Origin of the sequence: Sphingomonas pseudosanguinis (genome assembly GCF_014196255.1) — a bacterium.
Taxonomy (GTDB): domain Bacteria; phylum Pseudomonadota; class Alphaproteobacteria; order Sphingomonadales; family Sphingomonadaceae; genus Sphingomonas; species Sphingomonas pseudosanguinis.
Map to the genome: position 1 here is coordinate 114659 of NZ_JACIDH010000004.1, position 13996 is coordinate 128654.

General features: G+C 68.8%; 11 protein-coding genes. 2 read left to right on the top strand and 9 right to left on the bottom strand.

From position 1 onward, the window contains the following. Positions 1-46: 46 nt before the first annotated feature. Both GGR48_RS07420 and GGR48_RS07425 read right to left on the bottom strand, forming a co-directional pair. Positions 47-373, bottom strand: a complete 327-nt coding sequence (locus GGR48_RS07420; protein ID WP_183951282.1) for a hypothetical protein — start codon at positions 371-373, stop codon at positions 47-49. 24 nt (positions 374-397) lie between these two features. Beyond that, entirely contained in the window at positions 398-778 is a 381-nt protein-coding gene (locus GGR48_RS07425) for a response regulator (protein WP_183951283.1), read from the bottom strand. Between the two features lie 164 nt (positions 779-942). Here GGR48_RS07425 and GGR48_RS07430 point away from each other — a divergent pair, with 164 nt between their 5' ends. Next, positions 943-2259: a chloride channel protein gene (locus GGR48_RS07430; protein WP_183951351.1), complete on the top strand. Its 1317-nt coding sequence runs from the start codon at positions 943-945 to the stop codon at positions 2257-2259. A gap of 3 nt (positions 2260-2262) precedes the next feature. On the opposite strand, the gene GGR48_RS07435 is transcribed toward GGR48_RS07430, so the two are convergent. The 6 genes from GGR48_RS07435 to GGR48_RS07460 form a co-directional block, all read right to left on the bottom strand. Then, the gene (locus GGR48_RS07435; protein WP_338110518.1) at positions 2263-2637 is read right to left on the bottom strand and encodes a ribonuclease H family protein; all 375 of its coding nucleotides are present in this window, start codon (positions 2635-2637) and stop codon (positions 2263-2265) included. Continuing rightward, complete coding sequence (locus GGR48_RS07440; protein WP_183951284.1) at positions 2634-4250, bottom strand: NAD(P)/FAD-dependent oxidoreductase; 1617 nt, start codon at positions 4248-4250, stop codon at positions 2634-2636. Before GGR48_RS07440 ends, GGR48_RS07435 begins: the two co-directional genes overlap by 4 nt. A 63-nt stretch (positions 4251-4313) precedes the next feature. Continuing rightward, a complete protein-coding gene (locus tag GGR48_RS07445) occupies positions 4314-5579 on the bottom strand; it encodes a cyclic di-GMP phosphodiesterase (protein WP_183951285.1) in 1266 nt (421 codons plus the stop codon). Positions 5580-5756: 177 nt separating this feature from the next. Next, positions 5757-6761, bottom strand: a complete 1005-nt coding sequence (locus GGR48_RS07450) for a FecR family protein (RefSeq protein WP_183951286.1) — start codon at positions 6759-6761, stop codon at positions 5757-5759. Then, entirely contained in the window at positions 6754-7266 is a 513-nt protein-coding gene (locus GGR48_RS07455) for a sigma-70 family RNA polymerase sigma factor (RefSeq protein ID WP_183951287.1), read from the bottom strand. Before GGR48_RS07455 ends, GGR48_RS07450 begins: the two co-directional genes overlap by 8 nt. 140 nt (positions 7267-7406) lie before the next feature. Further along, complete coding sequence (locus GGR48_RS07460) at positions 7407-10160, bottom strand: TonB-dependent receptor (protein WP_338110517.1); 2754 nt, start codon at positions 10158-10160, stop codon at positions 7407-7409. 229 nt (positions 10161-10389) lie between these two features. On the opposite strand from GGR48_RS07460, the gene GGR48_RS07465 reads away from it, so the two are divergent. Beyond that, positions 10390-11133 (top strand): acid phosphatase, encoded by a 744-nt coding sequence (locus GGR48_RS07465; RefSeq protein ID WP_206362511.1) that lies wholly within the window; start codon positions 10390-10392, stop codon positions 11131-11133. On the opposite strand, the gene GGR48_RS07470 is transcribed toward GGR48_RS07465, so the two are convergent. Next, a complete protein-coding gene (locus GGR48_RS07470) occupies positions 11111-13792 on the bottom strand; it encodes a TonB-dependent receptor (protein ID WP_183951289.1) in 2682 nt (893 codons plus the stop codon). The two genes, GGR48_RS07465 and GGR48_RS07470, sit on opposite strands and share 23 nt — an antisense overlap. Between the last annotated feature and the right edge of the window lie 204 nt (positions 13793-13996).

The window sequence follows — 13996 nt, forward strand, 5'->3', positions numbered from 1 at the left end:
GTCTCCTGATCTGGAGCAGACAGAACCGATCGCCGTCGCGGTTGGTTCAGCGGTGCTGCGACGGGTCGAGCGCGGCGTACCAGTCGGCATAGCGGGTGTTGTGCGCCATGTGCCGGTTCAGATCCTCGACGCCCGGCCACCAGGTCGGCCCCCGCTCACCCAGCGCCACTTTGGCCTCGTTCACCGCCGCCCGCGCGGCGCGAAGCGCCTCGGCATCATCCCCCGCCAGCGCGTCGCGGACGGCCCGGCGCGCGCGCATCAGCGCATCGACATGCGCCTGACGCTCATCCTCCGGCAGGTTCGGGTTGGCCCGCCGCCACAGCCGGCCACGCACCACGATATAGCGGCCATCGGGCGTCACGGGGGGAGTCATGGGCCATCTCCTTTCGGCCGCCGGTCAGGGGTGGCGCGCGGGCGCCGCGTCCAGCAACCGGCCGAGCGAACCCAGCAGCAACGGCTTGCTGAACGGCTTGTTGCACCGGTCGACCCCCGGATAGCGGGTGCCGATGACCGTGTCGTCATAGCCGCTGGCGAACAGGAACGGGATGTGCCGCGCCGCCAGCGCATCGGCGACCGGAAAGGCCATTTCGCCGCGCAGGTTGATGTCGAGCAGCGCGGCATCGATCCGCGCCTCCCGGTCGATCCGCGACAGCGCGCGCGCGACTGACGGCTCGGGGCCGATGACCACCGCCCCGGCGTCTTCCAATTCGGTCTGCAGGTCGAAGGCGAGCATATATTCGTCCTCGACGATCAGGATGCGGCGATGGTGGAGTGGCACGACGTACCTCCTTGCCGATCCGAGTAGAGCGACAGGCGAGGCGCGCCGCCATAACATGGATGGAGGCCGGCGCATTCCGTCATGGCCCGGTCGATGATCCGTGCCAGCCGGGGGGGAGGGTCGTGCCGCTGGTCACGACGCGGTCGCCGCCGTACAGCCGGAGCATGGCCGAGTCGCACCCGCCCCGCCCCGGATACCGGACCTGGACGCCCGCCCGTTACCGCGCGCTGCTGCGCCGACAGGGGCCGCGCTCGGTCAAGTTCCGGACGCGGCTGGCGATCCTGATCGGCGCGGTGGCGATCGGCCTGGCGGCGACCCTGTTCGCGAAGGGCGCGGACATGGCGAGCGAGATGTTCGGCCATTTCGCCGCGCGCTACCACTGGGCGCCGCTGGTGATCACGCCCCTGTTGTTCGCCGCGCTGGTGTGGATCACCCGCCGCTATGTCCCGCTGGCGCGCGGCTCGGGCATTCCGCAGGTGATGGCGGCGCAGGCCGATCCCGAACGCGCGACTCAGGGGCTGGTGTCGGTCCGCACCGTCGTCGGCAAGGCCGGGCTGACGTTGGCGGCGGTGCTGGGCGGCGCCTCGGTCGGGCGCGAGGGGCCGACGGTGCAGATCGCCGCCGCCATCATGGGGCTGACGCACCGTATCCTGGGGGTGCCCTTGCGCGGTGCGGTGCTGATCGCGGGCGGCGCGGCCGGCGTCGCGGCGGCGTTCAACACGCCGCTGGCAGGGCTGCTCTTCGCGATCGAGGAACTGGCCTCGGCCTATGAGCAGAAGGTCACGCTGCTGGTCATCGCCGCGATCGCGATCGCGGGCATGGTCGCGCAGTCGGTGCAGGGGGACTATGTCTATTTCGGGCTGATCGGCGCACATATGCCGATCCTGACCGCGCTGGTCGCGGCCCCGGTCGCGGGCATCGTCGGCGGATTGGCGGGGGGCGGTTTCGCGCGGCTGATGCTGGCGATGGCAACCGGCACCAACGGGCTGACCCGGTGGAGCAAGCAGCGCCCCGTCCTGTTCGCCGGCATCTGCGGCCTGGTCGTCGCGGGGCTGGGCGTCGGCACCGGGCTGACCTGGGGCACCGGTTACGGCGCGGCGCGCGCGATGATCGTCGGGGTCGATGCACCACTGTGGTTCGGGCCCGCCAAGTTCCTCGCCACGCTGGCGACGGCGGTCGCGGGACTGCCCGGCGGTATCTTCGCGCCGTCGCTGTCGGTCGGTGCAGGGCTGGGCAATCTGCTCTGCTCGATCTTTCCCGGCTCGCCCGCCTCGGCGATCGTGATCCTCGGCATGGTCGGCTATTTTGCCGGGGTGGTCCGCGCGCCGCTGACCGCCGTGATCATCCTGTCGGAGACGACCGCCAGCCGTGGCCTGATGTTGCCGATGTTCGCCGCCGCCTTCATCGCCGACGGGGTCAGCCAGCTGGTATGCCGCGAAAAGCTCTATCACGGCCTGTCGCGTACCTTCGCGATGCGGTGACGCTCAGCCGGTCGACTGGCGAAGCGCCGGCCGGGCAAGCGCGATGCCCGCCAGATTCTGCGTGCGTTTGATATGACGCAGGCGGAAGCGGCCGGGCGGGCGGGGGAGGTCGGACCAGAGCTGGAACTGCGCCCGGTGCGCCGGCGGCACGCGCACCTCGCCCAACGCCTGCGCGATCACCGCCGCCGCATCGCCCAGCAGCACCGCATCGGCCAACCCCGCCGCATGCGCCAACCGCGTCGCGGCGATCAGCGCCAGCCATTCGGCGGTCATGCTGGTCCCCGGCCCCAGGTCGCGGACGATATGGACCTGCCCACCCAGCACCACGGCATATTCCATGCCGCCGGGGCGGTGGCCGCCGTCGAAGAAGATCTTCACGCGGTGCCGATGCTGCGCGCCACCGCCTCGGCCGTCTTGATCCCGTCCACCGCCGCCGACAGGATGCCGCCGGCATAGCCCGCGCCTTCGCCCGCCGGGAACAGCCCGCGCGTGTTCAGGCTGTGCCCGTCCTCGCCGCGCGTGAAGCGGACCGGCGAGGACGTGCGCGTCTCGACGCCCGTCATCACCACATCGGGATGGTCGTAGCCCGCGATCTGCCGGCCAAAGGCGGGGATCGCCTCGCGCATCGCGGTGATCACGAAATCGGGCAGGCATTGCGACAGGTCGCTCGGCGTCACGCCGGGGCGGTAGGAGGGGGTGACCGATCCCAGGCTGGTCGAGGGGCGCCCCGCCAGGAAGTCGCCGACCCGTTGCGCCGGCGCCTTGTAGTTCGAGCCGCCCGCGACGAAGGCCTGCTCCTCCAGCACGCGTTGCAGCTTGATCCCGGCCAGCGGATCGCCGGGATAATCGCGCTCCGGATCGATCGCGACGACGAAGCCGGAATTGGCGTTGCGCTCGTTGCGCGAATATTGGCTCATGCCGTTGGTCGCGACGCGGCCTTCCTCGCTGGTCGCGGCGACCACCGTGCCGCCGGGGCACATGCAGAAGCTATAGACGGTGCGCCCGTTCGAGCAGTGGTGCGAGATATGATATTCGGCCGCGCCCAGGATCGGATGCCCCGCCTGATGCCCGAAACGCGCCCGGTCGATCCACCCTTGCGGATGTTCGATCCGCACGCCGATCGAAAAGGGCTTGGCCTCGACATGGACGCCCGCCGCCTGCAGCATCTCGAAACTGTCGCGCGCGCTGTGGCCGATGGCGAGGACGACGTGATCGGCCTCCAGATAGCCGCCGCCGTTCAGATGCAGCCCGCGCACCCGCCGTTCGCCCGATCCGTCGGTCTCGACATCCAGTCCGTCGACGCGGGTGGAGAAGCGATATTCGCCGCCCAGTTCCTCGATCGAGGCGCGCATGCTCTCGACCATCGTCACCAGGCGGAAGGTGCCGATATGTGGATGCGCCTCAGTCAGGATTTCGGGCGGCGCGCCGGCCTTCACGAACTCGGTCAGCACCTTGCGGTTCAGGTGGCGCGGGTCCTTGATCCGGCTGTAGAGCTTGCCGTCCGAAAAGGTGCCGGCACCGCCTTCGCCATACTGCACGTTGGATTCGGGGTTCAGCACGCTGCGCCGCCACAGGCCCCAGGTGTCCTGGGTGCGTTCGCGTACCACCTTGCCACGCTCCAGGATGATCGGGCGATGCCCCGACTGCGCCAGGATCAGCGCGGCGAACAGGCCGCACGGGCCGGCACCGATCACCACCGGACGCCTGGCGCCGGCCGGCGGTGCGCTGGGCAGGTGATAGCGCTGGTCGGGGGTGCGCTGCACATCGCGGTCGCGGCGGAAGCGCTCCAGCACCGCGGGTTCGTTCTTCAGCGTGACGTCGACCGAATAGACGAGCTGGATATTGTTCTTGTCGCGCGCGTCATGGCCGCGCCGGGCGATGGTGAAGCGGATCATGTCGCGCGGCGTCACGCGCAGGCGGCGACAGATGGCGGCGGGCAAAGCCTCGTCCGCATGGTGGAGAGGCAGTTTCAATTCACTGAGACGGATCATGCCTGCGCCATACATGCTCCGCCGCCCCCGCGCCATCGCGCGAAAGGCGTGTCGCCCGGTGGATCAGGCGGTGCCGCCCGCCAGCCGCCGCCGGGGCGGATCGGGCAGCGCGGCCTGCGCCATGATCTCGTCATAGATGGCGGGCCAGCGCTCGCCGAACCAGTAATCGCCGCGCTCACCGCGCAGGATCGGATCGGCGGCGGTCGCGACATCCTCGGGCGGCAGGGGCTGCTGGTCGGGGATGTGGAAGAAGGTGCGCACGATCGGCGTCAGCGGGCAGTCGCCCTCGCGCACCACCAGCCCCAGCCGGTTGGAATGCAGCCGCACCAGCGCGCCATAGGGCTGGATGCCCAGGCTGGCGATGAAGGCGCGCAGCATCTCGGGATCGAGATGCCCCTGCCAGGACGCCATGCGCGCCAGCGCCTCGTGCGGCGACCAAGCGCGCTTGTACGGGCGGATCGAGGTCACCGCGTCATAGACGTCGCAGATCGCCGACATGCGGACGAAGACGCTGAGCTGATCGTCGCGGAGCCCGTCGGGATAGCCGGTGCCGTCCATCTTTTCGTGATGGTGGCGACACACGTCCAGGATGCGCGGGTCGAGATCCTCGATCCCCACCAGCACGTCATAGCCCCAGCGCGGATGCTGGCGCATCTCGGCCAGTTCGTTGATCGTCAGCTTGCCCGCCTTGTCGACGATCGCGGGGGCGACCTGCATCTTGCCGATGTCATGGAGCAGGCCGGCCATGCCCGCCACGCGAATATCTTCCTTGGGCAGGCCGAGATGCCGTGCCAGCCCCATCATCAGCGTCGCGACCGCGACCGAGTGGAAATAGGTATATTGATCGCCGTCCTTCAGCCGGGTGACCGCCAGCATGGTGGCCGACCCCTTGGCGATGAACTGCGCGATCTCCTCGACCACGGGCGTCAGGTCGGGGACATGGATCGAATGACCCAGCCGCGCCTCGCCGTACAGGCGGGAAACGGTGGCGGTCGCATGCTCGGTCAGCGCGGTCGCCATCTCGACATCGGTGCGCGGCTTGCGCCGGGGCGGCCGGATGCGCGCGACCTTGGCGGGCGGGGGCGGGCTGTCCTCGGCGATGGCGGCGGCGCGGGTCAGCGTCAGGCCGCGCCCCTTGGTCAGGTCGATGGTGACATGCGGGATCGACTCGTGAATCTGCTCGCGGTCGGCCTGCTCGGTGAGCAGGAAGCTGGTGCGCCAGAACGGATTGTCCAGCCACGAACAGTGCAATGCATGGATATACATGCCCAGTTCCGCCTGCCGCCCTTCAATGCGGAGATAGCGATTCGGGTCGGAACGGTCGGTCATATCGCCAGCCGTAGCGGAAAGGCGGTAAAGGCTTCGTTGAGCCTCGAAAACGATTTAGGGGGCTTGTGTCTCTCTAACCTGCGGGAAAACATATATATTTCAGTTTCGGACGCACGGCGTGTCTGTCCAGAAGAGATAAGATTTGCCCTCGCCGGCGGAAAAATTTGTCGAATTTGGTCAGTCGCGGCGCTTCAGCCCGAGGCAGAGGACATGTCCGCGCCGATCGAGGGGCATGTCGAACAGCTCGCCGATCAGCGTCAGGCTTTCGACCGGTCGATCGAGTCGGAAACGGCCGTTGAACGTCTCGTCCGCCAGCGCCGGGTCGGCGAGCCGGATCGGACGGTCGCTATAGCGGCCCAGCCGCGCGATCGCGTCGCCCAGGCGGATGCGGTCGCCGCTCAGCCAGCGGTCCTGCCAGCCCTGATAGCCGCCGACATCGAAGTCATGGACGATGACGGGGCCGGCGCCGGCCTCCGCCCAATGTCCGGCGGTGACGATGACGGACGGCTGGCCGGGCACGGTCAGCCGAACGCGGCCGCGAAACACGCGCAGCTCGCTATGCCCCGCGCCGCGATCGACGCTGAAATTGGTGCCGAGCGCAACCATCCGTCCCTCGGGCGTGGATACGGCGAAGGGGCGGTCGGAGTCGTGCCGTACTTCGAATCGCGCGGCACCCGATCGCAGCGTCAGGTCGCGGGCCTCGTCCGAAAAGGCGATGGTGACGCGCGATGCGGCGTCGAGCGTCATGTCCGATCCATCGGGTAAGGCCACTTGCCGCTGTTGGCCGATGGCGCTGGCGTAGAGACGGACGGTCGCGGCCTCCTCCAGTGCGGCGGCGCGCCATATCAGCGGCGTCGCGACGGCGGCGGCCAGCGCGGCGGCGATGCCGACCGCCACCCGCCGGCGAACCGGACGGGCGGTCCAAGCCGGCCAGCGTCGGGCGGGCCGAGGTTCGGTCATCGCGGGCAGCGGCGGGATCGCCTCGCGTCGCGCCTGCTCGACGACCTCGAACAGCGCGGGGTCGCCCAGCAGCCGGACCATGCGCGCCAGCGCCGCGCGATGATCGGGCGAGGCGCGCAGCCAGCGGCCCAGTTCGCCGCGTTCGTCGGGCGACAGCGTGTCGAGCCGATCGGCCCAGTCGGCGGCCTGCTCCAGCTGCGCCTGTGTCAGGGAATCAGTCATGCGCCACGATCCCGCCGAGGCGCACGGGCAGGTCGTCGATACAGCCGGCCAGATCGATCATGGCGCGGACCAGATGCTTCTTCACGGCCTCGACGCTGATATTCATCTCCTCGGCGATCTGGCTGCGCGACTTGCCCTCCAGATGCCGTTCGACGAACACCGCACGGCGTTGCGGCGGCAGGGCGGCGAGCGCGGTCTGGAAACGGCCGAAGCGCTGGCGATAGTCGAGCACCTCGTCGGCCAGCGGCAGCGCGCAGGCAAGGTCGACATCGACCGGCCCTGTATCGGGCGCAGGCCGCCGGGCGCGGCCATGGATGACCGAATCCGCCACGCGAAAGGCATAGGCGAGCGGCTGTTCGATTACCTGTTTGCCCTCCTGTTCGATGACGCGCATGATCGCCTCCTGCACGATATCCTCGGCCTGTTCGGGCTTGCGAATGCGCCGGCGGACATAGGTCAGCAGACGCGCCCGCCCTTCGACGACCCAGGCCGCCGACCCGGTCATTCGGTCCCGTCCATGAAGAGCCGGTTGCAGGGCATCCGGGGACATTCCTTGTCGAAAAACGGCGCGCGCCGACCCCGTCAGGGGCCGACGCGCGGTGATTTCGATACCCCGCAACGGCGGGACATCAAGAGGCATCGGGATCAGAAGCTGACCCGGATACCGCCGAGCAGCGTCGTGCCCGAACGGGTCACGACATAGAGCCGCCTGGTGCTGTTCGAATATTGCCGCTCGCGCTGGTTGGTCAGGTTGATGCCGTTCAGCGTCAGCTGGACGTTCTTCGTGAGCGCATAATGCGCCGACATATCGACATAGACCGTGCCCTCGAACCCGGTCACGTCATGATCGGGGCCGAGCGCGGTCAGCACCGGCGAGGCGCTGAAGATATAGCCGCTGCGATAATTGGCCGAGACGCGGGCGTCGAACGCCTTGTCCTGGTAATAGAGGGTGGCGTTGGCGTTGTACTTGCTCAGCCCCTCCAGCGTGGTCGCGATGCTGCCGGTGTAGATCTTCGAATAGTCGAGCCGCGAGTCGACATAGGTGAAGTTCACCGCCGTCCCCAGCCGGTCGAAGGGCGCGGGCAGGAACTTGAAGTCGGTCTGGCCGGACAGCTCGACGCCGAACAGGTTGGTCTTCAGCAGGTTGACGGGCCGCGAATAGCTGTCGACGATCGTGCTGCCGGTGACGCCCGGATAGAGATTGTCGGGCAGCCCGGTCTGCGCATAGGGCACATTGTTGACCGTCTGGGTCGAGATATAGCCGTCGAGCGTCTTGTAGAAGAGCGCAGCGGCAACATAGCCGACCGAGCCGAAATAATATTCGGTCGAGATGTCGAAATCGGTCGACTTGTAGGGACGCAGATTGGGGTTGCCCAGCGACACGGTGATATTGCCATTGTCGTTGTTGACCGAGCCGTTGACCGCCAGCGCGCCCAGCGAGGGGCGGTTGATGTTCTTCGACGCGGCGAAGCGGACCATCAGGCCCTGATCCAGCTCGAAGATCAGGTTGGCGGCGGGCAGCACGCCTTCATACTCGCCGCGCACGGTGACCGGGCCGACGCTGGCCAGACCGTCCGAGGTGACGGTGGTCCGATAATAGCGCGCGCCGATATTGCCGCGGAACGGCACGCCGGCCAGGATATGGTTCCAGTCATATTGGACGAAGGCGGCACCCGTCCACTCCTCGACCGCGAACACGCCCAGCTTGTTGGTCAGATATTGCGACCGGTTGATGCCCAGCGTCTGGAGCATCTTGGGGAAATCGACGATCGTCCAGTCCTGGCCCGAATAACCGGTATAGGTCTGCGCATAGGCGCTGGGATTGGCGTTGACCTTGCCCGACACGAAGCCGCTGGTCAGGATATTGTCCTGTTCGGCATAATAGCCCGAATTGCCGAACCGCCGCCATTCGCCGCCGACGCTGATCGTGTCGTCGGCCGTGACCTTGTAGTCGAAGCGGCCCTTGACGTTATCGAACGCCGTGTCCTGATAGGTCTTGTTCGCATACAGCCGCTTGGCATGCCAGAAATTGGGATCGGCGGTGTTGAACTTATAGGTGTTGACCATCGAATAGGTGCCGCCGCGATAGTCGGAGATGACGTCGCCGAACCCTTCCAGGGTGAACTTGTCGTTGACCGGCATCGCATAGCCCGACCGCTCGACACCGCCCAGCCAGGTGAAGGTCAGGCCGTCGGCCAGCTCGGCATCGCCCGACAGGACCAGCTGCTTGAAGATGTTCTTGGTGTTCTGGACGCGGGTCTCGGTCGATGCCTTGCCGCCGCTGACGTCGAGATAGACCACCTCGTTGCGGTCGTTCCACTGGATCGCGTTGACGCGCGAGTTGGGATAGACGGTGCCGGCAAAGGTCTCGCCGCCGCCCAGCCAGGTCGAACTGCCGCCGCCGCGCGAGGCGAGATGGGTCTCGAACCGGTCGCCCTTGAACTGGCCGTACAGCCCGTCGAGCGTCAGATGCACCTTGTCGGTCGGGTTCCACTGGACCGAGCTGGTGAGGCCGATCCGCTCCTGCGTGCTGTCCCACACCGACAGGCGGTTGCCGCGCGGGAACAGCAGGTCGCCCGAATTGATCTTGGCCCGCTCGGCGGCGGTCAGGCGCGACAGGTCGCTGCCATTGGCCTTGTTGCGGCGCCAGCGATAGGTGTCGAAGCCCTCTTCGCGGGTGTTGCGGCGGCTATAGGCGGCCGAGACGAGGATGCCGAAATCACCCCAGCTCTTCGAGATCAGGCCGGTCAGCCGCGGCTGGAAATCGCGGGTCAGCGAGTTGGTGCCGCCCTGCGCCGAGAAGGCCACCTTGTCGCCCTTATGATCGAACGGCCGCGCGGTATAGAGGCCGACCGTGCCGGCCAGGCCGCCCTCGGTCTGCCTGGCCTGGTAGGACTTCTCGACATCGACATGGTTGAACAGTTCGGCGGCGAACAGGTTGAAGTCGAAGGCGCGGTCGCGTGTCGTCTGGCCACGGCTGTCCTGCGGCGAGTCGACATTGCCCAGCACTTCCATGCCGTCGAGCTGGACGCGGGTGAAGTCGGGACCCAGGCCGCGCAGCGAAATCCGGCGACCTTCGCCCGCCTCGCGGTTGATCGCGACGCCGGGCAGGCGCTGCAGCGCTTCGGCGAGGTTCAGGTCGGGAAAGGCGGCGATGTCGGAGGCCGAGATCGAGTCCTTGATGATCGTCGCCTCGCGCTTGGAATTACGCGCGGCGGCCAGGCTGGTGCGATAGCCGGTGACGACGACGTCGCCCGCCGCATTCGTCGGGCTGCCCTGATCCGGCGCGGTGGCGTCCTGCGCCCCATCCTGCGCCTCCATATCCTGCGCAAGCGCCGGCTGCACCGCGAACAGCGTGCTCGACGCCAGCAGCAGCGCCCTCTTCGTCCACTCCGTCACGAAATACCCCCCAAGGAAATCCAATAGCTCGCCCGGCCATGCGGACGATCGCGGGGGAAGACGGGGGCGGCCGACAAACGGGGACAAGGATTTTTGTAAAAGTTTTAAGACATTTATGGCGTTTTTGTTACATCGCTGGCGATGTCGGACCTTTCGCAAAATTGTCGGGCCATGGCTGTCCCCGTTACATCTTTGCGATACTCTTGGGGACACGGATCACATCTTGGGCATGGGGTGGAATATGCGGGCGATGGCATGGCGGGCGGGTCTGGCGGCGATCATGATGCTGTCGGCTCCGGCCGGGGCGCGGGACACGAACGGCTATCTGCGCGCGGGCGAGGGGCTGGACCTGGCGACCATTTTGCCCGGGCCGCCCGCCGCCGGCTCGCCGCGTGCGCGGGCGGACGCACAGATATTCCGTGACAGCCGCGCGATGCAGGGCTCGCCGCGCTGGCAGCAGGCGACGGCGGACGTGTCGAGCGACCTGGGTGAGCGTTTCGCCGGCGCGCTGGGCTTTCGCCCGGACTGGGCACGGCTGCCGGTGACCAGGGCGCTGATCGCGCGCTTCGATGCCGATCGGTCGGCGGCGATCCGGGCGGGCAAGGCCTATTGGCAGTCCGCGCGACCGTTCATCGGCGCCGACCTGCCCATCTGCGAGCCGCGCACGCCCTCGCTGATCGCCAATGGCGACTATCCCTCGGGGCACACCGCGCATGGCTGGGGCTTCGCGCTGATCATGGCCGAACTGTTGCCCGACCGGGCGCAGGCGATCCTGGCGCGTGGCCGCGACTATGGCGACAGCCGCTGGATCTGCGGCGCGCACAGCCTGAGCGCGGTCGAGGGCGGCTATCTGGCGGCGAGCGCGGTGGTGGCGCGCGAGCATGGCGATGCCGCCTTCCGCCGCGACATGGCGGCGGCGGCGCAGGAGCTGTCGGCCTATCGCCGGACGCTCACAGCCGCCAATCCGCGCTGAGCGCGATGACGCGGCCCTGCTGGGCGCGAACAGTGATGACGCCGCCGGCATCGCTGGCGCGGACCTCGCCGCCCAGCGCGTCGCCCTGCATCACCGCGATCCGGTCGAGGATGTTGGTGGCGCGTAGCCGCATAGTGAGGGCGGGCGTCGCCGCCCAGCTCGCGCCCAGATCGATAACGGCGAAGCCGGGCAGCGCCAGCGTGTTGGCATCGTCGGCGAAGCGCCGGCCCATCGCCGACACATCGCCGTCGAGCGTGACGCCGGCGCCGGGCGCGATCCAGCTGGCGGACAGGCGGCCCATCCATTGCGGTACGCGGCGGGGCAGGCGGCCGCTGAGGTCGGTGACGACCGGGCGGCCGTCGATGATGCGCGACAGGCGATAGGAGAGCAGGCGCGGGTCCTGCCACGTCGCGGTGCCGCGCAGCGACAGGCCGGGGATCGGCTCGACCCGGCCGGCGAGTTCCAATCCCAGCGTCCGCGCGGTCGCGTCATATTGCCCGACTTGCACCCCGCCGGTGGCGGGATCGAGCGACAGATTGGGCAGGCCGATATTGGGAAAGCGGCTGGCGAAGGCGGTCGCGTCGAGGCCGAAAGCGCCGCGCCGCCAGATCAGGCCAAGCTCGGCCTGTTCGATGGTCAGCGCGCGCGGGGCGTCGCCGCTGCCGATGCGAAAGACGCCGGGATCGGGCAGCCGCATCGCGCGGGTCAGCCGCGCGAAACTCCCCAGCGTTTCGCTGGCACGCCAATGCAGCGCGACGGTCGCGGCGGTCCGCGCCAGCGGCTGGCGGCGATCGTCCCACAGGCTCGATCCGATCATCAGCCGGTCGTCGGCCAGTGTCTCCGGATCGCCACCGTCGCGGATCGCGGGCCGCTCGATCCGGGCGGACAGGCGCGCGCGTTCGTGACGCAGACCCCAGTCGATCCGCCAGCGCGGCGCGACCTGCCATTCGTCCGCCGCATAGAGCGCGACCATGCGCTGTCGCCCCTCCAGCGCCTCATAGGTCGAACCGGCGGTCAGCAGGCCCCGATCGGTGAGCCGGCCGATCGCCCGACCGTTAACATCCAGCGCGACCAGATCGAGCCGCCGCCCCTGCTCGCGCGCCTCGACCAGCGCACGCGCGACGGCGCGGGCGAAGTGCCAGTCATAGCCGACGCCATAGACGCCCAGCGTCAGGTCATGATGCCCCGCCGCGTCCAGCGCGCGCGAATAGGACAGGTCGGCGATCGCCTCATGCAGCCGAGTATCGGCGGCGACCGGGTTGAGGATGGTGACGCGGTCATTGCCCGGCAGCGCGGCGAAGGGCGTGCCGTCGCCCGCATGGCGCAGCGCGACGCTGGCCGTGTCGGGAAAGGCGGCGATCAGGCGGGGCAGGGCCTGGGTCAGCATGTCCGCCGCCGGCACCGCGCTGCCCGAGGAGGACAGAGCGTAGCGCTCGGTATGCGAGGCGCGGTAATGCGCGCGCAGGGTCAGCTTGCCCGCGCCCAGCGGCTGGCTCCACGCAAGCGAGGGCATGGCCAGGCGATTGCGGTTGTTGCGGCCCAATGGTCGCGTGCTCAGCGCCGCGAAGTCGAGCGTGGCGAAATCGGGTCCGAAGAAGCTCCCCCGCCGGGGATCGAAACCGGGCAATGGCGACAGGCGGCCGCGATCATAGCGCATCGGAAAGGACGAGATGTTGAGCGTGTCGTCGTCCAGCAGATACAGCGCCAGCGTCAACGTGCCGCCCTGCGGCAGATCATGGTCGACCCGCGCCCGCACCTGCCCCCCGCCCAGCGTCGAGGCGATGCGGCGGACGCTGGGGTCGCGGGTGGCCATCCCGCCGACGATCGCGCGCCAGCCCGGCGCGATGGGGCCGGCGACATAGCCCTCCCACCGCGCCAGGCCGTAATCGGTCAGGGTGAGCCGGGTCTCCGCCGATCGCCGCCTCGTCGGCGCCCGGCTGCGCAGGTTCAGGATGCCGCCCGGCGCATTGCTGGCGAACACCGCCGAGGGGCCGCCGCGCACATAATCGGCCGTCTCGATCATCAGGTCGGGGCGGACGAACTGGTCGATATCGGTCCAGGGCAGCGTGTCATGCTGCACCGGCAGGCCGTCCTCCTGCACCGCGATCGCCTGATACCCGTCGAGCGGGATGCCGCGCACGCGGATCGTGTTCGCCGCGACGCCGGCCGAATTGTCCACCCATAGCCCCGGCAGGCCCGACAGCAGCTCGGCCAGACTCTGCGGCGCGCGGCGGGCCAGCTCCACGGTCGCGATCTGTGACGCGGAATAGCTTCGCTCCAATTCCCCCTGCACGCTGGTGCCGCGCCGGCCGGAGACGATCACCTCCGTACCGATAACGGGGGGCGGACCGGCCGGGGCGGGGCGCGCTTCGGGCGGTCGTGGAATGGCGCGGCGGACGACGATCCCGCCGGCACGCTGGCGGCAGGACAGTCCCGCCGGCCGGCACCAGCGATCTAGCGCGGTCGACAGCCGCATCGCGCCGCGCAATCGGGGGGCGTGACGCCCCGCCAGATCGGCGGGCCGCGCGACCAGCGCCTGTCCCGCTTGCCGCGCCAGCCGGTCGAGACCGGCGGCGACGGGGCCGGCGGGCAGGTCGACCGCCAGGACGGGATCGTCCTGCACGCTCCCGGCCAGAGCGATCGCCAGCAACAGCGTCATCCCCGCACCCGACCCGTGCCGGTGCGGCGGCCCTTCGCCCCGTCTGTCATCCGTTATCCGCGCCCGATCCCCCAGATCCGGCGCATGGGTGCCGGTCCGACGCGGGCGCGCTTAGCGGGCGATTATGTAGCCCGCATGTCAGTCGCGCCGACCGGATCGTATCGACATCCCGATGCACCATCGCGCTCGCACTCATGTGGAGCA